The organism is Aliirhizobium cellulosilyticum (assembly GCF_014198105.1).
Classification (GTDB): Bacteria; Pseudomonadota; Alphaproteobacteria; order Rhizobiales; family Rhizobiaceae; genus Neorhizobium; species Neorhizobium cellulosilyticum.
In genome coordinates, this window is sequence record NZ_JACIGW010000015.1 from 1 (window position 1) to 17319 (window position 17319).

Genomic DNA, 17319 nt, shown 5'->3' on the forward strand with positions numbered 1-17319 from the left:
CCCGCATAAGGCATTGGGGTATTGCTCGCCTCGTGAGTTCTTAAACCGTCAAACCGAAAGCTGATCCTGTCCGGTTTTTAAGGGGCAACTCCAGCGGCCCAGGCGAACGGCGGCACCGTTGACGCCGGAGCTTGCTCTTGCCGACAACAGGGCAGCCTTCGCTTCGGTATTTAGAAATTCGTTATAGGCGAGACTGGCTTCATCGAACTTGTAAGTGAGATAGGACACTCCGCAGAGAGAGATAAGCGCCAATACGCCGATGGACAGAAGGATCTTGGTTCTGATGCGTATATGCTTCAACATCGTAATAGTACCTATGAAATCGACAGGGTCGGAAATGCGCCATAACCGCAACTGAATGTGCAGCGGCGTCACAGAAATGACTGAGGATTGGGTGCGCGCATCATGCGACGGCTCAAGCAGGCTCACCTGCAGTGTCGACAGAAGATCCCAGATGAATTAATGCATCGAAAATAACCAAGTACAAATACTTGAAAAACAGTGACAAACGTCAAAAACAATTCGATTTATTGGTGATTCCTCATAATTAAAACGGAAAAAAACATAAATTTATGAATCTATACTCAAGTATAATTTCTGTAATCAGAAAACTTAATTATTGCGGATCGCCTGATTATCGGCTCCAGCAGCAGCCCACCGCTTATTCATGCAGCCGACGCCCGTAGCCCACACATTTCGTTCAAGACAAACGAAAATGGCGCCGCAGACCCTAAGGTATGCGACGCCATCGTCATTTCATTCGCGAGCCTTGAAGCTCGATATTTTTAGAACCGGTAGTTTACGCCGGCCTTGATCGTGTGGTCGCCGATATCCTTCTCGGAAGTCGTGCCAGCACGGAAGCTGCGTACATCGTTGGTCTGGGTATAGTTGTATTCGACCCGACCCGAGAGATTGCCGGTGATCTTCTGCTCGACACCTGCGCCGACCAGCCAGCCAGGCTTCCAGCCATCCGGGCCTTCAGTCGCACCGTTGTCACGCAGGCTGGTCATTGCCACACCGGCGGTACCGTAAACCAGCGTATTGCCAAGCGGTGCACCAACCTTACCCTTGGCTGCGACGCGGTAACGTTCCTTCAGCGTACCGCCGCGCACACCAACTTCCGCATCACCGAGATGGGAGAGCTCGGCTTCACCACCAACCACAACACCATTGATTTCGGTGTTGTAACCGCCATGAATGCCGCCCGTGAATTCAGAGGAACTCGAGAACGGGTTCAGCTTGTCGGAAGCGGTACCGGCATTCAGACCAACGTAAGCGCCACTCCAGTCGGAGGACGGGCCAGAAGGCTCGTTGTAAGCGGGCGGCTCATAGGAGCTGGTCAGGTCAGCAGCAGATACCGACATTACAGAGCCGGAAACGAAAACGGCGGCAAGAGCCAGCGCGAAGGGCTTGTTGTTCATAATAGATTTACTCCATACACAGCCTGCGTCTGGTGGATGGGCAGGCGATACATCCAGCTCTTAAGCCTCGGGTCACTCATGCGGATTTGCCCTACCCCCGGCCGCATGTGCGATCCCGCACCGATTGCCTTCTAATTTCACGAATTTATAAACACTCCATTAACTGCGACCGGTGTCACCACAGAAAGGCTTGCACCGGGCATTCACGACATCGCGAGGGGGTTGAGGGCCGCATTTCGTCTGACAATTCATTGTCAGCCTAGACAAATTCCAGAAGCCAAATCAGCGAAAGATCTGGCCGGCGCAACGTTGGATACTATCTTGTTCGGAATCCTATCGAGTCCGCCAGACAGCAACCCTCGGGGTATTATGGAAACAGGAAAACGATCAGCCAGAGACCGTTTTGTCCTCCTCGACGGGTTGAGGGGCATTGCTGCGATATTCATCATCCAGCGTCATGCCGAGGATCTGCTGGGAGACGCCTTACCCTCCAGCTATCTGGGGGTCGATCTATTTTTCGCCTTAAGTGGCTTTGTGCTTGCCCATGCCTACGGCGCTTCGCTTTCAGAAGGGCGGATTTCACCGCTACAATTCATGAAAGCCCGGCTACTGAGACTTTATCCCCTTTATGCGATCGCGCTGGCGCTGGTTACGGCGTACTACATTCATATGTATCTTGCGGGCCTTCCGGTCATGGCAGACGAACATGTGATCCCGAACGAACTTCTGCTTGCTTTCGCAACCGGGCTTTTCTTCCTTCCCTCGCCTGTCACCATCTCGTTCAACGCGGCGCTTTTCCTGGTCCATCCGGCATGGTCGCTGTTCAACGAACTTGTTGCAAACATGGCCTATGCTCTGCGGGGGGCGCGGGCTACGCTGATCCAGATTGGCATCGTGCTCGCAATAAGCGCTATACTTCTGGTGGTGGCCGCCCTGCAATTCGAGCGTCTGCATGCCGGTTTCCGCTGGCATGAAATGTATGCAGGTATGGCTCGCGTCTTCTTTTCATTCTCCATGGGGATGCTGATCTATCGCTACCGTCGCAAGATGCCCGTGATGCGACCGGTACACGCACTCCTTTGCCTTGGGATACTGATGCTTGTACTCGCGTTCCCGACTCCACGGGACTGGCGATGGATCTTCGACCTGCTTGTCGTTTTCTTCGTCTGGCCGATACTACTCTACTGGGCGAGTGCGATCGTGCCCGGCCCGAGGACCTCATCCGTCGCGAATTTTCTCGGGGTCGCCTCCTATGCCGTCTATGTACTGCATACTCCATTGCTTGACTGGGCGCATGTTATCGCTCCCGGTATCGCCAACCCCGAAATGATGCCATTTTCGGGCATTGCTCTCGTCACCTTGATCGTCGCCATTTCATGGTGCGTGACGATTTGGCTCGACCAGCCATTACAGAAACGCTTCAAGAGGCGAATTCTCCACCGGCCAGCACTAGTTCAAAAATAAAAGAGGTTTCGACGGGAACTTTTTCCGTTCCCGGGAAATTGACAGGGATTCGCGCAAAAAAGAGAGGAGAACTGCATCCATGCCGAACGACGCACGCCAATCCGTCGCCTCGCCGAAAGACCATGTTCTCACGGTCCAGGAGGCTCTTGAGCCGTTGTTTCTGGCCCTTGAGCAGGAGGCCGAGCTCAAGATGCTTTCCGCGGCACTCGATGCAGGATGGCCTCTCGACGAAGCTGTGGTCGCGATAGATGAGTTGAGGCGAAACGAACTCTTGCCAATCCTTCGACCTCACTGACCTGCGGCGCTACGCAGAAATTGAATTATTACAAAAACTCCTTCACCTTGCGGCCCTCGCTGCTCTACCCTGCCTCAGACAATTGGAATGCAGCGAGGGACGATGAGCATAAAGACAATTTGCATTTATGGCGCAGGCGCACTTGGAGGGGCGTTTGCGGCAAATATCGCGCATGCCCTTGAAGGGAAGGTGGACGTTTCCGTCATTGCCCGAGGGGCACAACTCGCCGCAATTCAAGAACAGGGCTTGAGTGTCATATATGACAACGAGGCTTTTCCTGCGATTTCAGCACGAGTTACGGCAACTGACGATCCTTCAAGCCTTCCACCGCAGGATCTCGTGATCACCGGCCTGAAGGGGCATCAGCTTTCAGCAGCAGCCGACGGCATCGCATCTCTGCTTCACCCCCAAACGCGGGTGATGATGATCCTCAATGGTATACCGTGGTGGTACTTCCATCAGGATGAGACAAGCGGATTTGCAGAACGACAATTGCCGCAACTTGATCCGGACGGCAAATTGTGGACGCTGATCAATCCCAAGCGCGTCATTGGTTGCGTGGCCTACCAAGGCGCCGAAGTGATCCAGCCCGGCCGTACCAAGCTCAACGGCAAGGGCCATTTCTTCCTCGGAGAACCAAACGGCAATCTCTCCGCCGACTTGCAGGCCGTTGCAGACCTGCTCGGTCAGGCCGGTCTCGATATCCGACCGACTGCGCGCATCCGCGACGAGATCTGGTCCAAGCTTAGGGGCAATGCCGCGTTCAATCCGATCAGCGCGTTGACGCGGACACTGATGGTCGACCTGATGGCCAATCCAGAATTGGCGCAGATGGTTCGCAAGATCATGAACGAGGTGCAGGCGGTCGGTATCGCGCTCGGTTGCCGGTTCCAACGATCAGCAGACGAACAGTTTGCTAGCGCCAACGGCTTTGGCCCGGTCAAGACGTCCATGCTTCAGGACCTGATTGCCGGCAAGGCGCTGGAAATCATTCCGCTCAACGGGATGGTGGTCGAACTTGGAAAGCTTGCGAATGTCCCGACACCAATCTGCGACACAATATTGACACTCGCTCAACAGCTCAATGTCGAAAATCGGAGATAACTCAGCGCAAAAGAAACCTCGCCGAGGGGACGCGGCGAGGTTCTAATTATATGTCTCATTTTTATTGTCGGGCGGCACAGGGGACGGGCACCACCGGCTTTATTCCTCTGGCAACTGCATCGATCGCTCTCAGCTTCGCCATTCACCAATATAACCCACCAGCAAGGGTTAGGTTCCACCAATCCTTAACCCGACAGCCGCTAAAGTTGCGCAAACCTGGACGGGGTAGCAAAGAGACTTACATGACGGGACCAAATTTCCGTTTTACCCATTACGATCTCAAATCACAGCGCGCGGGCACCGCGATCGAGGTGACATTGAGTGCGGTAAACAATATTCGCCTCATGAATGCGGTGAACTATCAGCGATTTACAGAACGACTCGATTTCAAATATGCCGGCGGCATTGCGCGCAAATCGCCGGTTCGGCTGGTCATCCCAGAAAATGGGCACTGGCACTTGATCGTCGATACCGAAGGCCACCATGGATTGGCGGAATCTTCTGTCAAACTTATTCCCGCTCCAGCGATGCAAAGCCCACAATAGCAGGTTTCGTGATCAAATTATACGGACGCGTGGGCGCATGATGCGTCAAGATGCGTAATCTCATCATCTTGATCGCCATGCGTTCTGTGAACACCATGCGGCCTGCTCTCACCAGGTCGTGATGAGCATGCTGCATGGGAGGATACAGCTTTGGCGGAATTGCAACATATCGAGACCAGCATGGATGGAAACGTTATTCCCCTCTCAAACGAGGCGGCTAACCAGCTGAGCGGCTCGTGGCCTGACCGGAGTTATGAGATTGTCCGGCGGCTGGAACTACATGTCTATAAAGTCACGAAGCCGAAAGCGCAGGCATTGATCTATCCCGGCGGCGGATATCTGAAGCTGATGCATGACAAGGAAGGCGTCGAGGTCGCACTTTGGCTGAATTCGCTTTCTATCGACGCCTATGTCGTGACGCATCGCCTGCCGGGCTCCCAAGCCGAGGAAGGTCTGCATCCCAAGGATGTTGCACTAACCGACTCGCTTTCCTGCCTCGATTATCTGCATAAAAATAGCCCGCATCTGTCGCTTTTCCATGTCGGCCTTTCGTCAGGAGGGCACCTCGCTGGCGTGATGGCCTGCCAAAATCATCCGCTTGCAGCAAAAGGTGCGATCATCGCCTATGCACCGGTAAACGCCAATCACCGGGATTACAAATCGCCTGAAGGAAAACCAGACTATCCTCCGGTCGAGAAACAGGCCTTTTACGATGACTGGCCGATCGGGATAGCGGCGATACCGCACGGAATGCCAAATATACCACTATTTCTTGCCTATGCGTTGCATGATCAATCCGTGCCGGTGGATCACGTGCTCAACCTAATCCGATCGGCCCGGCAGGCCAAGCGTGAGGTGGATGCCCATATCTTCGGGACGGCCCCTCACGGTTTTGCGCTCAGAGACAAGTCCGGCACCCATGCGTCCTGGGCGAGCCTCGCGGAGCAATGGATAGAACGGCATCTCTAGGCCAAGACATCAGGGTTCGCCGCGTTCCCTGCGCAGTTTCGACCACCACTCCAGCCGTTTCCGGATCTCACGCTCGAAACCACGCTCCGGCGGGTCGTAAAACGTCTGGCGGCCCATTTTCTCGGGGAAATAGTTCTGGCCGGAAAAGGCATCCGGCTCATCGTGGTCATAGCGATAGCCGTCGCTATAGCCTTCCTGCTTCATCAGCTTGGTCGGTGCATTGAGGATGTGTTTGGGCGGCAGAAGCGAGCCGTTTTCCCTGGCCGCCCGCATTGCCGACTTGAAGGCGGTATAGACGGCATTGGATTTCGGAGCGGTTGCGAGATAGACGCAGGCATTGGCGAGCGCCAGTTCGCCCTCCGGCGAACCGAGATAATCGTAGGCATCCTTGGCGGCATTGCAGACGACGAGCGCCTGCGGATCGGCAAGGCCGATGTCCTCGATCGCCATCCTGACCAGGCGTCGACCGAGATAGAGCGGATCCTCACCGGCATCGAACATACGGGCGAGATAATAGAGTGCGGCATCGGGATCGGAGCCGCGAACGGCTTTATGCAGGGCCGAGATCAGATTGTAATGACCGTCCTGCCCCTTGTCATAGATCGGAGCGCGGCGCTGGACGATCTCGGTCAGGCCGGCCGTATCGAAGACTTCCCCTACCCTTGCGGCGCGCCAGACTTCTTCCGCCAGCGTCAAGACTGCACGGCCGTCGCCATCCGCCATGCGGATGAGTGTCGCCCGTGCTTCGTCATCGAGCGGTAGCGGCTTTTTCTCCACATCTTCGGCACGCTTGAGAAGTTCCTCCAGGCTCTCCTCGTCATGCGCCCTGAATGTCAGGACGCGGGCACGTGACAGGAGAGCGGCATTCAGTTCGAAGCTCGGATTTTCGGTCGTCGCGCCGACAAGGATCACGGTGCCATCCTCAATGACCGGCAGGAAGCTATCCTGCTGGGCGCGGTTGAACCGATGGATCTCGTCGACGAAGAGAAGCGTCTGTCGCCCGTCCATCCGGCGCAGGCGGGCCATCTCGAAAACCTTCTTCAAGTCGGCGACGCCCGAAAATATCGCCGAAATCTGCTCGAAGGCGAGGCCCGTCTCTCCGGACAGAAGCCGGGCAACGGTCGTCTTTCCCGTTCCCGGCGGTCCCCAGAAGATCATCGAGCCAAGCGTGCCGGATGCGATCATGCGGCGCAGCACACCGTCCTCTCCCGTCAGATGTGACTGGCCGGTGACCTCGCTGAGCGAGGTCGGGCGCAACCTGTCGGCCAGCGGTCTCCGGCTGGCGACATCATCTGGAATACTGGGAGAGAACAGGTCGTTGCTCATCGGAAGAATTGCCGGATACGCTGGCCGCCACGCTCGATTTCGACGCGCCAGAAGCTCGGGTCAGCATCCAGCATGTCTTCGAGCGTCTTGGTGGTGTTGACCGTGCTGCCATTGATGGAAACGATGATGTCGTTCGGCTGGAAACCAAGACGTGCAGAAGGCGATCCGCGGGTGACATCGGTCACGACGACGCCGGTCTTTTCGGTCGACAGGTGAAGCTCGGTTGCAAGCTTGGGCGATAGGTTCGCAACATGCAGGCCGGAAAACGGGTTGCGGCCCTCCATCAAGCGCTCGTCGCGCGGCGTGGTTTCAGGGGCGGTGTTCAACACCAGCGTCATCTCCCGCTGCCCGTCACTTGTCTGGACCGTCAGATCCGCCTTTTTGCCGAGACCGGCCGTGGTCAGGCGGTAACCGAGGGCATCGGGATGCTCGACTGCAACGCCATTGACGGCAGTGATCACTTCGCCCGGCTTGAGGCCAGCCTTATCCGCCGGGCCACCTTCGACGGTGCGAACCACCAGTGCGCCGCGGGCGGCTTTCAGGCCAAGTGCTTCGGCGACATCGGACGTGACGGCATCGAAGGTCGCACCGACATAGGGCCGCTCAAACGTTGTCTTGCCCTCTTCGGCAGCAACGAGGAAGGCCTTCACGAGATTGGCGGGGATTGCGAAACCGACACCATTCGAGCCGCCGCCACGGGAAAAGATCGCCGTATTGATACCGATCAGCTCGCCATTCATGTTCATCAGCGCGCCGCCGGAATTGCCCGGATTGATGGATGCGTCCGTTTGGATGAAGAAGCCGAAATCACCGCTCGACACCTGATTGCGGGCAAGCGCCGAAACGATGCCGCTGGTGACGGTCTGGCCGACACCGAAGGGATTGCCGATCGCCAGAACCAGATCACCGACCTCGGTGCGGTCGGAATCGGCGATGCCAAGCACCGGGAAATTCTCCTTACTCTTGATCCGCAGGACCGCGAGATCGACGCTCTCATCCTTGAGCACCAGCTCGCAAGGGAACTCGCGGCCATCGGCGAGCGCGATCTTGATGTCGTCGGCGCCCTGGATGACGTGATTGTTGGTGACCACGAGACCGTTATGCGAGAGGATCACGCCGGAGCCGAGAGAGGACTGCTTTTCCGATCTGTTCGGCATGCGCTGGCCGAAGAACTGATCGAAAAAGGGGTCGCCTGTCATCATGTTCGGGCGCTGCACGAGGCGTTCGGCATAGACATTGACCACGGCACCGGCCGTCTGCTTGACGAGCGGCGCGAAGGACAGCTGCATCTCCTGACGGCTCTGGGGGACCGCTTTGCTGTCCTGCGCATAGGCGGTTACGGGACAAACCACGGCTAGGACGAGAAGACCGACCGAGAGACGCTTGAGCAGGTTGGGCATGTGATTCCTCTTTGCGAATTTCCGGATCGAGTTTTAGCGCCGGAGGCTGGAAAATAAAGGTGACCTTGCCAGACAAAACGGGCATTCGTTCGTCTATAGGGTAGCGGCCTCAACCGAGATAAGAAGATGCTGAAAAAGGCAAAAGCATGGGCAAAGGCCCTCAAGCGCGATATCGTCGCCCTGTGGCTTGCCGCCCGTGACCCGCGCGTGCCGCTGAGCGCCAAACTGGTGGCAGGAGCAGTGGCGGCCTACGCGCTCTCCCCTATCGACCTTATCCCCGACTTCATTCCCGTTCTCGGTTATCTCGACGATCTCATTCTGGTGCCGGTCGGCATCCTCATCGCCATCCGGCTTGTGCCGCAGGAGCTGATGTCGGAGTTCCGTCTGGCGGCCGAACAACGGTCGGGGCGTCCCGTCAGTCGGTCGGGTCTCGCCTTCATCCTTGCCATATGGCTTGCCTGCATCATCTTCATGGTCTGGAGCCTGAAGAAGTTCTTCTGACCGGTCTCCGGCGCAAGATCAGGAGCATGGACGATGAAATCGAGACTGGCTGTTTTGGGCGTAATGAGCTTTCTCATCGCCCCCACCCTTCCCATTCCTGCATCTGCTGCGAGTTTCGACTGCGAACGGACCGATCTTGCCGCCGATGAAAAGGCGATCTGCGATACGCGCGTGCTCAACGACGCGGATGTGAAGATGGCCACGACTTTCGATATCCTCACCAGCCTGCTTGCCATGGGAACCCGAGACGCACTTCGTGACGAACAGAGCGCATGGCTGAAAAAGCGCCAGGCCTGCGGCGGCGATGTCGCTTGCCTGATGGCAGCCTATGAAGAGCGCATGAAGCAGCTCACGCAAGCCTTTGAAGGGCTCAGCCGACCGCTTTAATTCGGCGTGCAATGATCTGCCGCAATCCGATCGAGCGAAGTCATGCGGCTTTCTGCCGCATGCCCAAGCTTGACCGGTGCGGTGCTGCCGACAATCGACTAATCTTGCTGCGTCGTCTGGTCGCGGACGAGATTCCCAAGGAGCGTACGGGAGCGCGGGTGTCTCAAGGGCGGCGGATGACCGGGTCCGGCCGCGTCCGGAAACACCCCTCCCGTCATCGACAATTAGCGTCGGCCAATTCGGCATTTCAGCATGATCATTCGTGAACGCCCCACGCTCGGGCAGCTTTTCTTCATCTACCGCGGCTCCGTCATCCAGCGGATCTTTCCCCAGATGCTCGTCGTCGTCGCGATGTCGGCGATTATCGTCATCGCGCATCGTCTCGCACCGCAATTCGTCCCTTCGGTCGCCGGCGCGCCGTTTACGCTGATCGGCATCGCGCTATCGATCTTCCTTTCGTTCCGCAACAGCGCCTGTTACGAGCGCTGGTGGGAAGCGCGCAAGAACTGGGGGGAGCTGCTGGCGGCGAGCCGCGATCTTGCGCGGCAGACGGAGCTTTTCGAGGCCCGCAGCGCGGAGGCAAGTCAGGCACGGCGTCTCATCCTGCTTCTGACCGTCGTACTTGCCGACGAGCTGGTCAAATTCCTGCGCGGCGGCGACTGTCCGAACAACAGTGCGGTACGTCTCCTGCCGAAGGAGATGTCCGACGCGATCAAGGCCTCCAGGCATCCGCCCGTCCATATCGTCGACCTTATCGGCCGCCAGCTGATCGAGCTGCAGCGAAACGGCATGCTGAGCGATGTCGAATTTTCGCTGTTCGACCGGACAATGACGCGACTGAGTGGCTCGCTCGCCGCCTGCGAAAGATTGAGAACGACGCCGGTTCCGTTCGGCTATACGCTGCTCATCCATAGAACGGCGCACATGTTCTGCTTCATGGTGCCGTTCGGCTTCGCCGATGTGCTGGGTCCGGCGACGCCGCTAGCCGCAGGTCTCGTCGCCTATACGTTCTTCGGGCTCGATGCGCTTGGTGATGAGCTGGAAGAGCCGTTCGGGACATTGCCAAACGACCTGCCGATTGCCGCCATCTCAACCGTGATCGAAATCGACCTACGCAGCATGCTGGGAGATACGGACCTGCCGCCCATGCCCAAGCCGGTGGATCACATTCTGCTGTAATTTCGAGATCAGTCGAAACGCAAAAAGCCGGCGCATGCGCCGGCCTTTCTTTGTGAGAGACTGCAATTCTTATTCCGGCAGTATCCGCACCGCGCCCTTGTCAGCAGAAGCTGCGAATGCGGCGTAGGCCTTGAGTGCCGTCGTGACATTGCGCTTACGAGGCGCGGCCGGCTTCCAGCCGAGTGCGTCCTGCTCGTGACGGCGGGCGGAAAGCTCGGCGTCGGAGACCTTGAGGTTGATCGTCCGGTTCGGGATATCGATCTCGATCAGGTCCCCTTCCTGCACGAGACCGATGGCACCGCCCTGGGCGGCTTCCGGCGAGGCGTGGCCGATCGAGAGGCCCGAGGTGCCACCAGAGAAGCGGCCGTCGGTGATCAGCGCGCAGGCCTTGCCGAGGCCCTTCGACTTTAGATAGCTGGTCGGGTAGAGCATTTCCTGCATGCCGGGGCCGCCCTTGGGGCCTTCGTAGCGGATGACGACGACGTCGCCGGCCTTGATCTCGTTGGAGAGTATGGCCTTGACGGATGCGTCCTGGCTTTCGAACACGCGGGCCGGGCCGGAGAACTTCAGGATCGATTCATCGACGCCCGCGGTTTTGACGATGCAGCCGTCGAGAGCGATATTGCCGTAGAGCACGGCCAGACCGCCGTCCTTGGAAAACGGCTTTTCGACAGAGCGGATGACACCCTTTTCAGAATCGGTGTCGAGCTCATCCCAGCGAGAAGACTGCGAGAAGGCAACCTGGGTCGGCACGCCGCCGGGAGCGGCCTTGAAGAAGGTGCGGACGGTTTCGGAATTCGTTCGGGTGATATCCCAGCGGTCAATGGCATCGCCGAGCGTTGCTTCATGGACCGTGAAGCAATCACGGTTGATCAGACCACCACGGTCGAGTTCGCCGAGAATGCGCATGATGCCGCCGGCGCGGTGGACGTCTTCCATGTGGACATCCTGCTTGGCAGGCGCGACCTTGGACAGGCAAGGCACCTTGCGCGACAGCGCATCGATATCTTCCATGCCGAAATCGACGCCGCCTTCATAGGCAGCAGCCAGGATATGCAGCACTGTATTGGTGGAGCCACCCATGGCGATATCGAGCGACATGGCGTTCTCGAAAGCCTGCTTGGTGGCGATGTTGCGCGGCAGAACGCTCGTGTCGTCCTGCTCGTAATAACGGCGGGCGAGATCGACGATCAGGTGGCCGGCTTCAACGAAAAGGCGCTTGCGATCGGAATGGGTGGCGAGTGTCGAGCCGTTGCCGGGCAGAGACAGACCCAGAGCCTCTGTCAGGCAGTTCATCGAATTGGCGGTAAACATGCCGGAGCAGGAGCCGCAGGTGGGACAGGCGGAGCGTTCGATGGTCTCGACTTCCTCGTCCGTATAGCTCTCATCGGCTGCGGCAACCATGGCGTCAACGAGATCGAGCGCAACCTTCTTGCCATGCACGGTCGCCTTGCCGGCTTCCATCGGACCACCGGAGACGAACACGGCCGGGATATTGAGGCGCATCGCGGCATTCAGCATGCCGGGGGTGATCTTGTCGCAATTGGAGATGCAGACCATGGCATCGGCGCAGTGGGCGTTGACCATGTATTCGACCGAGTCGGCGATGATTTCGCGCGACGGCAGCGAATAGAGCATGCCGTCATGGCCCATGGCGATGCCGTCATCGACTGCGATCGTGTTGAATTCCTTGGCGACGCCGCCGGCGGCTTCGATCTCGCGGGCAACCAGCTGGCCGAGATCCTTCAGATGCACGTGGCCCGGCACGAACTGGGTGAACGAGTTGACCACGGCAATAATCGGCTTACCGAAATCGCCGTCCTTCATGCCGGTGGCGCGCCAAAGGCCGCGTGCGCCGGCCATATTGCGGCCATGGGTGGTGGTTCTGGAACGATAAACAGGCATAGGTCTTTCCTCGCTCGATCAGGCCAATAGTCTACCCGCTCCTCGGCAGAGACACAAAAGGCCGCATTTTTGAAAAATGTCCTAAACCAACTGCTGATCACTGTCACTGCCGGTTATCGATAAATCAGTACGGTACGGTACGGTTCTTATCCGCGCCGATCTCCGCCCTATCGTAAATCCTCACGACGCAAGTCGAAATGATCGAGAATGATATCGAGATTTCGGCGATGCGACTTGAAGAAAAGGTCGAACAGGTCACCCGCGACCGGCACGCTGCCGACGAAGGCATCCACACCGAGATTGCCCAGCATCTGGACGAGTTTTGCGGACGGCACGCCCATGCGGCGCGCCTCGTTGATGAGGTAGAGACCAACCAGCGCTCCACCCGCATCACCGATTACGGGAATGAGACCGAAGACGGAATCTGCGCCGAAACGGATTCCGGTACCCGGAATGCGGATCGCCGTATCCATCAGGCGCGCAATACCGTTCAGCCGGCGCAGGCGCTTGAGCTTTTCGACGTGATCCAGATCGTCCTTGACGAACCGCCCGCTGGCGGCATCCCAGGTCTTCGTCGCCATCCGGCAAATCTCCACACTCATTCACTGCTACAAATGAGAATCGTGGATGTCGGTTCCAAGATGGCCGGGCTGAGAATATGCGGTTTTTCTCACGCAAACGTGGTTCCGACGAAAAATCCAGCCTCTGTGAAACCGTATTGTTTGGGATTACGTATAGTTCAAAGGAATGGCATCGCGCCCGAGGAGACATCCCATGCCCGCCTATCGTCCGCCTCACATCTCACCTTTGGAGATCACGCCGAAGGATATCTATCTTTCCCGCCGCAGCTTCATCGGGGCGGCCGCAGCGGCCGGCTTCAGTCTTGCGGCAGGTGGGAATGCCTGGGCGGCGCCCTTGAGCACAGTGCCCGGCCCCTACAAGCTGAATGAAAAGCTGACGCCGAAGGAGGCGGTGACGACCTATAACAATTTCTACGAATTCGGGGTGAACAAGGAAGATCCCTCGCAGAACTCCGGCGCCTTCAAGCCGACCCCGTGGTCGGTGAAGGTCGAGGGCATGGTCGGCAAGCCGAAGGAATTCGGGCTTGAGGAAATCCTCAAGATGAAGCTTGAGGACCGGACCTACCGGATGCGCTGCGTCGAAGGGTGGTCGATGGTCATCCCCTGGATCGGTTTTCCGCTTTCGGCCATTATCGATCAGGTAGAACCGCTCGGCAGCGCCAAATATGTGGCCTTCGAAACCGTGGTGCGGCCGGAGGAAATGCCGGGTCAAGGCGGCCTCTTCCAACCCCTGCCTTGGCCCTATATCGAGGGCCTCAGAATGGACGAGGCGCGGCATCCGCTGACCATTCTTGCCGTCGGCCTTTATGGCGAAACGCTGCCGAACCAGAACGGCGCGCCGATCCGGCTTGTCGTTCCGTGGAAGTACGGGTTCAAGAGCATCAAGTCGATCGTCAAGATCAAGCTGGTGGAAGAACAGCCGCAGACCACCTGGAAGAACTCAAATGCGCGGGAATACGGCTTCTATTCCAACGTCAACCCGGCGGTGGATCATCCGCGCTGGAGCCAGGCGACGGAGCAGCGGATCGGTGAAGGCGGGTTCTTCGGGACGAAACGGGTCGATACGCTGCCGTTCAATGGCTATGCGAACGAGGTGGCGAGCCTTTACTCCGGCATGGACCTGAAGGCGAATTACTAAAGATGGCGTCCCTCTCAGCCGCCATCCCTGCCCTGCCGCGCAAATATCATGCGGCCAGCATCTGGACACTTTACGTGATCGGCCTCTGTCCGGCCGCCTGGTATTTCTATCAGGCGACGACGGGCGGGCTCGGCTTCAATCCGGTCAAGGAATTCGAACATCTTCTCGGCATATGGGCCTTGCGGCTGATCATCGCCACCCTTGCGATCACGCCGTTGCGCGATCTCTTCGGCATCAACTGGGTGCGCTATCGACGGGCGCTCGGGCTGCTCGCCTTCTATTATGTGCTGATGCATTTTTCCGTCTATCTGCTCCTCGACCTGCAGCTCAATTTCGCGGCGGTCGGCGGCGATATCGCAAGGCGGCCCTATATCACCATCGGGTTCGCCGCGCTGCTATGCCTTATCCCCCTGGCGGCGACATCCAACAACTGGTCGATCCGCAAGATGGGGCAAGGCTGGATAAGACTGCACAAGCTGATCTATCTTATCGCCATTGGTGGTGCGATCCATTATGTGCTCGCGGTCAAGTCGGTCACATCGGGGCCATTCGCCCATATCGCGCTGATCGGAATCCTTCTCGCCTACCGCCTTATCCGACGGCCGCTGATGAACTGGAAGCGCGGGCGACGTCAGCCGGCACAGGTCGCGCACTGACGTCACCGAAGAGAGACAGCATTACACGGAGCGCGTCAAACCACCGTCGACCTTAAGGTTTTGGCCGGTGATGTAGCCTGCACCTTCGGAAGCCAGGAATGCGACGGTGGCGGCGATCTCCTCGCTTGTACCGTATCGCTTCATCGGCACGCCATCCCGACGCTCTTCGGTGGCCGGCAGGCTGTCGATCCAGCCCGGCAGGACGTTGTTCATCCGCACATTATCGGCGGCATAGGTATCGGCGAAGATCTTCGTGTAGGCGGCAAGTCCGGCGCGGAAGACGGCAGAGGTCGGGAACATGGATGACGGCTCGAAGGCCCAGGCCGTGGAGATATTGACGATGCTGCCTGATTTCTGCGCCTGCATGATCGGTGCGATGAGACGCACCGGGCGGATGACGTTCATCAGGTAGACGTCGAGGCCGGTGTGCCACTGTTCATCGGTGATTTCGATGATCTGGGCGCGAGGGCCGTGGCCGGCGCTGTTGACCAGGACATCTATGCGGCCCCAGCTATCCATCACCGTATCGACGAGGCGCTTGAGATCGTCATTGGACTGGTTCGACCCGGTGATACCGATGCCACCGAGTTCCTGCGCCAGCGCCTCACCCTTGCCGGAAGACGACAGGATCGCAACCTTGAAACCGTCCGCTGCGAGTTTTCTTGCCGAGGCTGCGCCCATGCCGCTGCCGCCCGCCGTTACGATCGCTACCTTTGCTTCCGACATCTCTTCAAGCCTTTCGATGCTATTGGATGACAATGGGTAACGCTGCTGCGCGCAGAACGCCAGCGCGGGTTTTGCTTAATCAGGAGCGGCTTTTCGACTTTGCCTTGGCAGTATTCAGCGCCGCCGCGTTGCGGGTCAGCGCCATGAAGGCTTGCTCATCGATCGTCTCGCCCTCCCGCAGGTCGATCGCCCTGCGGGCATTGCCTTCAAGGCTGGCGTTGAAAAGGCCGGACGGGTCCTCGACGAACGCTCCCTTGGCGAAGGTCAGCTTGACGACCGCCTTGTAAGTCTCGCCGGTGCAGATAATGCCGTCCTTTTCCCAGACCGGTACACCGCGCCATTTCCAAGTCTCGACGACATCTGGAACAGCCTTGTGGATGAGAGCACGGACATGAGCCAGCATCTCTCCGCGCCAGTCGTCGAGTTCCGCGATGCGCTGATCGATCAACAGGGAGGAATCCTGTGTACTGCCTTCAGCATCATTGTTCATGGCATCATCCTAAAGCTCTTCGCCGGGCAGCGCGCTTGCCTGCCTGACCCAGGTTGCGAGCTGTGCCTCGTTCCACTCGTCGGTTTCGTGGATATGGAAATAACGCGTCTCGGGCATTTTCGAATTCTCCGGCGGGACGGGATCCAGCGATGCGCCGCGAAAGAAAGTCAGCTTCACATATCTGTTGAAGCAATGGAGGCCGAGGAACCAGCCCTGTCCTTCGACCCCGTACAAAGGTGTGTTCCACTTTACTGCCTTGGCGACATTGGGAACACAGCGCTCGACAAGCACGTCGAGCTTCCGCCCGACCTCGCTTTTCCAGCCCGGCATCGCAGCAATATAGGCCTGAACCGGCTCGTTTCCGTAACCTTTCGGGATTTGCGGATTGCCGCCGGCCAGGAGCTTGGGGGAGCCCTGCTGCGCCTTGCCCTTGCCTTTCATGATGTCACGCTCCTCCCCGATCATGATCGGAATGATCATAGAGCAACGAACGATGGCGTCCATGCTTGGGACATGAAGCCCTATCCCAGTTCCCGATACGTCATGCCTGTAAATGCACAAGGGCCGGCGCCAATGGCCCGGCCCTTCCTGGATTGATAGAACTCGCTTCCGGTTCAGAACTGCTTCTTGAACAGAAGCCTGTCCAGCGACAGGTAACCGCCGCCGAAGGCTGCGAAGAGAAAGGCGCCGCCCGTCCAGAAGAGCGAATCCTGCTCGGCCTTTTCCTGAACCTGATGCAGGAACTTGGCGCCTCCATCGGCAAGACGCGCCACACCAGTTGGCGTGAAGTACTCGCCCCCCGCCTTCAGGGCATCGATGCCTGCCTGCGTCAGAAGCGCGTCGCCATAGGGATGGGCGAAATGGTACCAGAGAGTTATCGCCAGCATCACGCCGCTTGCCAGCGCGGCGGGACGGGTGAAAAGTCCGACTGCGATCAGGATGCCACCGACCACCTGGATCAGTGCAAGAACCGGCGACCAGAGCCAGCCGGGATAAAAGCCGAGATTTTCGACGAATCCGACCTGTGCGAGCGGGGCCATCAGTTTCGGCCAGCCCTCCACAACCAGCATGCCACCGACGGCCAGGCGAAAGATGCTCCAGGCCATAGGCTGGGCGGCCTTCTCGTAAAAGCCGCCAAGGGCGGGAATTATCAAATCTTTACGTTCGTTCTCAAATACGGGTGTGTATGCCATTGTCGTCCCTCACAACCCCACTGGTTGATATGTTTCGAC

20 protein-coding genes are annotated in these 17319 nt (G+C 58.2%); 10 read left to right on the top strand and 10 right to left on the bottom strand.

Features of this window, described 5'->3' with window-relative positions; genetic code table 11:
- Positions 1 to 48: 48 nt before the first annotated feature.
- A complete protein-coding gene (locus GGE33_RS26410; protein WP_183830265.1) occupies positions 49 to 429 on the bottom strand; it encodes a hypothetical protein in 381 nt (126 codons plus the stop codon).
- 356 nt (positions 430 to 785) lie between these two features.
- Positions 786 to 1421 (bottom strand): outer membrane protein, encoded by a 636-nt coding sequence (locus GGE33_RS26415; RefSeq protein WP_148145268.1) that lies wholly within the window; start codon positions 1419 to 1421, stop codon positions 786 to 788.
- A gap of 369 nt (positions 1422 to 1790) precedes the next feature.
- Between GGE33_RS26415 and GGE33_RS26420 the strand changes: the two genes are divergently transcribed.
- The 5 genes from GGE33_RS26420 (at position 1791) to GGE33_RS26440 (ending at position 5798) form a co-directional block, all read left to right on the top strand.
- Positions 1791 to 2885, top strand: coding sequence for an acyltransferase family protein (locus tag GGE33_RS26420; protein ID WP_183830318.1), 1095 nt, complete (start codon positions 1791 to 1793; stop codon positions 2883 to 2885).
- 79 nt (positions 2886 to 2964) lie between these two features.
- Positions 2965 to 3180, top strand: a complete 216-nt coding sequence (locus GGE33_RS26425; RefSeq protein ID WP_148145269.1) for a hypothetical protein — start codon at positions 2965 to 2967, stop codon at positions 3178 to 3180.
- 102 nt (positions 3181 to 3282) lie between these two features.
- Positions 3283 to 4284, top strand: coding sequence for a ketopantoate reductase family protein (locus tag GGE33_RS26430; RefSeq protein WP_183830268.1), 1002 nt, complete (start codon positions 3283 to 3285; stop codon positions 4282 to 4284).
- 242 nt (positions 4285 to 4526) lie between these two features.
- Positions 4527 to 4829: a DUF1883 domain-containing protein gene (locus GGE33_RS26435; protein ID WP_183830270.1), complete on the top strand. Its 303-nt coding sequence runs from the start codon at positions 4527 to 4529 to the stop codon at positions 4827 to 4829.
- A gap of 150 nt (positions 4830 to 4979) precedes the next feature.
- Positions 4980 to 5798, top strand: coding sequence for an alpha/beta hydrolase (locus tag GGE33_RS26440; protein ID WP_210303965.1), 819 nt, complete (start codon positions 4980 to 4982; stop codon positions 5796 to 5798).
- A gap of 9 nt (positions 5799 to 5807) precedes the next feature.
- Here the strand turns inward: GGE33_RS26440 and GGE33_RS26445 are convergent, their stop codons facing one another.
- Together GGE33_RS26445 and GGE33_RS26450 are read right to left on the bottom strand one after the other, a co-directional pair.
- The gene (locus tag GGE33_RS26445) at positions 5808 to 7124 is read right to left on the bottom strand and encodes a replication-associated recombination protein A (protein WP_183830272.1); all 1317 of its coding nucleotides are present in this window, start codon (positions 7122 to 7124) and stop codon (positions 5808 to 5810) included.
- The gene (locus GGE33_RS26450; RefSeq protein ID WP_148145273.1) at positions 7121 to 8524 is read right to left on the bottom strand and encodes a DegQ family serine endoprotease; all 1404 of its coding nucleotides are present in this window, start codon (positions 8522 to 8524) and stop codon (positions 7121 to 7123) included. Before GGE33_RS26450 ends, GGE33_RS26445 begins: the two co-directional genes overlap by 4 nt.
- Positions 8525 to 8650: 126 nt before the next feature.
- Between GGE33_RS26450 and GGE33_RS26455 the strand changes: the two genes are divergently transcribed.
- From GGE33_RS26455 to GGE33_RS26465, 3 genes are all read left to right on the top strand, one after another.
- Entirely contained in the window at positions 8651 to 9025 is a 375-nt protein-coding gene (locus tag GGE33_RS26455; protein WP_183830275.1) for a YkvA family protein, read from the top strand.
- A 33-nt stretch (positions 9026 to 9058) separates the two neighbouring features.
- Positions 9059 to 9412 (top strand): lysozyme inhibitor LprI family protein, encoded by a 354-nt coding sequence (locus GGE33_RS26460; protein WP_394353705.1) that lies wholly within the window; start codon positions 9059 to 9061, stop codon positions 9410 to 9412.
- Between the two features lie 252 nt (positions 9413 to 9664).
- Complete coding sequence (locus tag GGE33_RS26465) at positions 9665 to 10591, top strand: bestrophin family protein (RefSeq protein WP_183830278.1); 927 nt, start codon at positions 9665 to 9667, stop codon at positions 10589 to 10591.
- A gap of 69 nt (positions 10592 to 10660) precedes the next feature.
- Here GGE33_RS26465 and ilvD read toward each other — a convergent pair whose 3' ends face one another.
- Positions 10661 to 12496, bottom strand: a complete 1836-nt coding sequence (gene ilvD, locus GGE33_RS26470; protein ID WP_183830281.1) for a dihydroxy-acid dehydratase — start codon at positions 12494 to 12496, stop codon at positions 10661 to 10663.
- Between the two features lie 167 nt (positions 12497 to 12663).
- Positions 12664 to 13077: a DUF4112 domain-containing protein gene (locus GGE33_RS26475; protein WP_183830284.1), complete on the bottom strand. Its 414-nt coding sequence runs from the start codon at positions 13075 to 13077 to the stop codon at positions 12664 to 12666.
- A gap of 193 nt (positions 13078 to 13270) precedes the next feature.
- On the opposite strand from GGE33_RS26475, the gene msrP reads away from it, so the two are divergent.
- Entirely contained in the window at positions 13271 to 14215 is a 945-nt protein-coding gene (msrP, locus tag GGE33_RS26480) for a protein-methionine-sulfoxide reductase catalytic subunit MsrP (RefSeq protein ID WP_183830287.1), read from the top strand.
- 2 nt (positions 14216 to 14217) lie between these two features.
- Positions 14218 to 14871: a protein-methionine-sulfoxide reductase heme-binding subunit MsrQ gene (msrQ, locus tag GGE33_RS26485; RefSeq protein WP_183830291.1), complete on the top strand. Its 654-nt coding sequence runs from the start codon at positions 14218 to 14220 to the stop codon at positions 14869 to 14871.
- A 21-nt stretch (positions 14872 to 14892) separates the two neighbouring features.
- Here the strand turns inward: msrQ and GGE33_RS26490 are convergent, their stop codons facing one another.
- From GGE33_RS26490 to GGE33_RS26505, 4 genes are all read right to left on the bottom strand, one after another.
- A complete protein-coding gene (locus tag GGE33_RS26490) occupies positions 14893 to 15597 on the bottom strand; it encodes an SDR family oxidoreductase (protein ID WP_183830295.1) in 705 nt (234 codons plus the stop codon).
- 79 nt (positions 15598 to 15676) lie between these two features.
- Positions 15677 to 16087, bottom strand: coding sequence for a DUF1801 domain-containing protein (locus GGE33_RS26495; protein ID WP_183830298.1), 411 nt, complete (start codon positions 16085 to 16087; stop codon positions 15677 to 15679).
- 9 nt (positions 16088 to 16096) lie between these two features.
- Positions 16097 to 16552 carry a DUF1801 domain-containing protein gene (locus GGE33_RS26500; protein ID WP_394353706.1) on the bottom strand — a complete coding sequence of 152 codons (456 nt, stop codon included), beginning with the start codon at positions 16550 to 16552 and terminating at the stop codon, positions 16097 to 16099.
- A gap of 149 nt (positions 16553 to 16701) precedes the next feature.
- Positions 16702 to 17280, bottom strand: a complete 579-nt coding sequence (locus tag GGE33_RS26505; protein ID WP_183830301.1) for a DoxX family protein — start codon at positions 17278 to 17280, stop codon at positions 16702 to 16704.
- Positions 17281 to 17319: the final 39 nt, after the last annotated feature.

Coding starts and splice junctions, on each gene's coding strand:
- GGE33_RS26430 (WP_183830268.1), top strand. CDS start 3,283: ATGAGCATAAAGACAATTTGCATTTATGGCGCAGGCGCACTTGGAGGG.
- GGE33_RS26450 (WP_148145273.1), bottom strand. CDS start 8,524: ATGCCCAACCTGCTCAAGCGTCTCTCGGTCGGTCTTCTCGTCCTAGCC.
- GGE33_RS26420 (WP_183830318.1), top strand. CDS start 1,791: ATGGAAACAGGAAAACGATCAGCCAGAGACCGTTTTGTCCTCCTCGAC.
- GGE33_RS26445 (WP_183830272.1), bottom strand. CDS start 7,124: ATGAGCAACGACCTGTTCTCTCCCAGTATTCCAGATGATGTCGCCAGC.
- GGE33_RS26415 (WP_148145268.1), bottom strand. CDS start 1,421: ATGAACAACAAGCCCTTCGCGCTGGCTCTTGCCGCCGTTTTCGTTTCC.
- GGE33_RS26500 (WP_394353706.1), bottom strand. CDS start 16,552: ATGATCGGGGAGGAGCGTGACATCATGAAAGGCAAGGGCAAGGCGCAG.
- GGE33_RS26475 (WP_183830284.1), bottom strand. CDS start 13,077: ATGGCGACGAAGACCTGGGATGCCGCCAGCGGGCGGTTCGTCAAGGAC.
- GGE33_RS26435 (WP_183830270.1), top strand. CDS start 4,527: ATGACGGGACCAAATTTCCGTTTTACCCATTACGATCTCAAATCACAG.
- GGE33_RS26490 (WP_183830295.1), bottom strand. CDS start 15,597: ATGTCGGAAGCAAAGGTAGCGATCGTAACGGCGGGCGGCAGCGGCATG.
- GGE33_RS26465 (WP_183830278.1), top strand. CDS start 9,665: ATGATCATTCGTGAACGCCCCACGCTCGGGCAGCTTTTCTTCATCTAC.
- ilvD (WP_183830281.1), bottom strand. CDS start 12,496: ATGCCTGTTTATCGTTCCAGAACCACCACCCATGGCCGCAATATGGCC.
- GGE33_RS26455 (WP_183830275.1), top strand. CDS start 8,651: ATGCTGAAAAAGGCAAAAGCATGGGCAAAGGCCCTCAAGCGCGATATC.
- GGE33_RS26425 (WP_148145269.1), top strand. CDS start 2,965: ATGCCGAACGACGCACGCCAATCCGTCGCCTCGCCGAAAGACCATGTT.
- GGE33_RS26460 (WP_394353705.1), top strand. CDS start 9,059: ATGAAATCGAGACTGGCTGTTTTGGGCGTAATGAGCTTTCTCATCGCC.
- msrP (WP_183830287.1), top strand. CDS start 13,271: ATGCCCGCCTATCGTCCGCCTCACATCTCACCTTTGGAGATCACGCCG.
- msrQ (WP_183830291.1), top strand. CDS start 14,218: ATGGCGTCCCTCTCAGCCGCCATCCCTGCCCTGCCGCGCAAATATCAT.
- GGE33_RS26495 (WP_183830298.1), bottom strand. CDS start 16,087: ATGAACAATGATGCTGAAGGCAGTACACAGGATTCCTCCCTGTTGATC.
- GGE33_RS26505 (WP_183830301.1), bottom strand. CDS start 17,280: ATGGCATACACACCCGTATTTGAGAACGAACGTAAAGATTTGATAATT.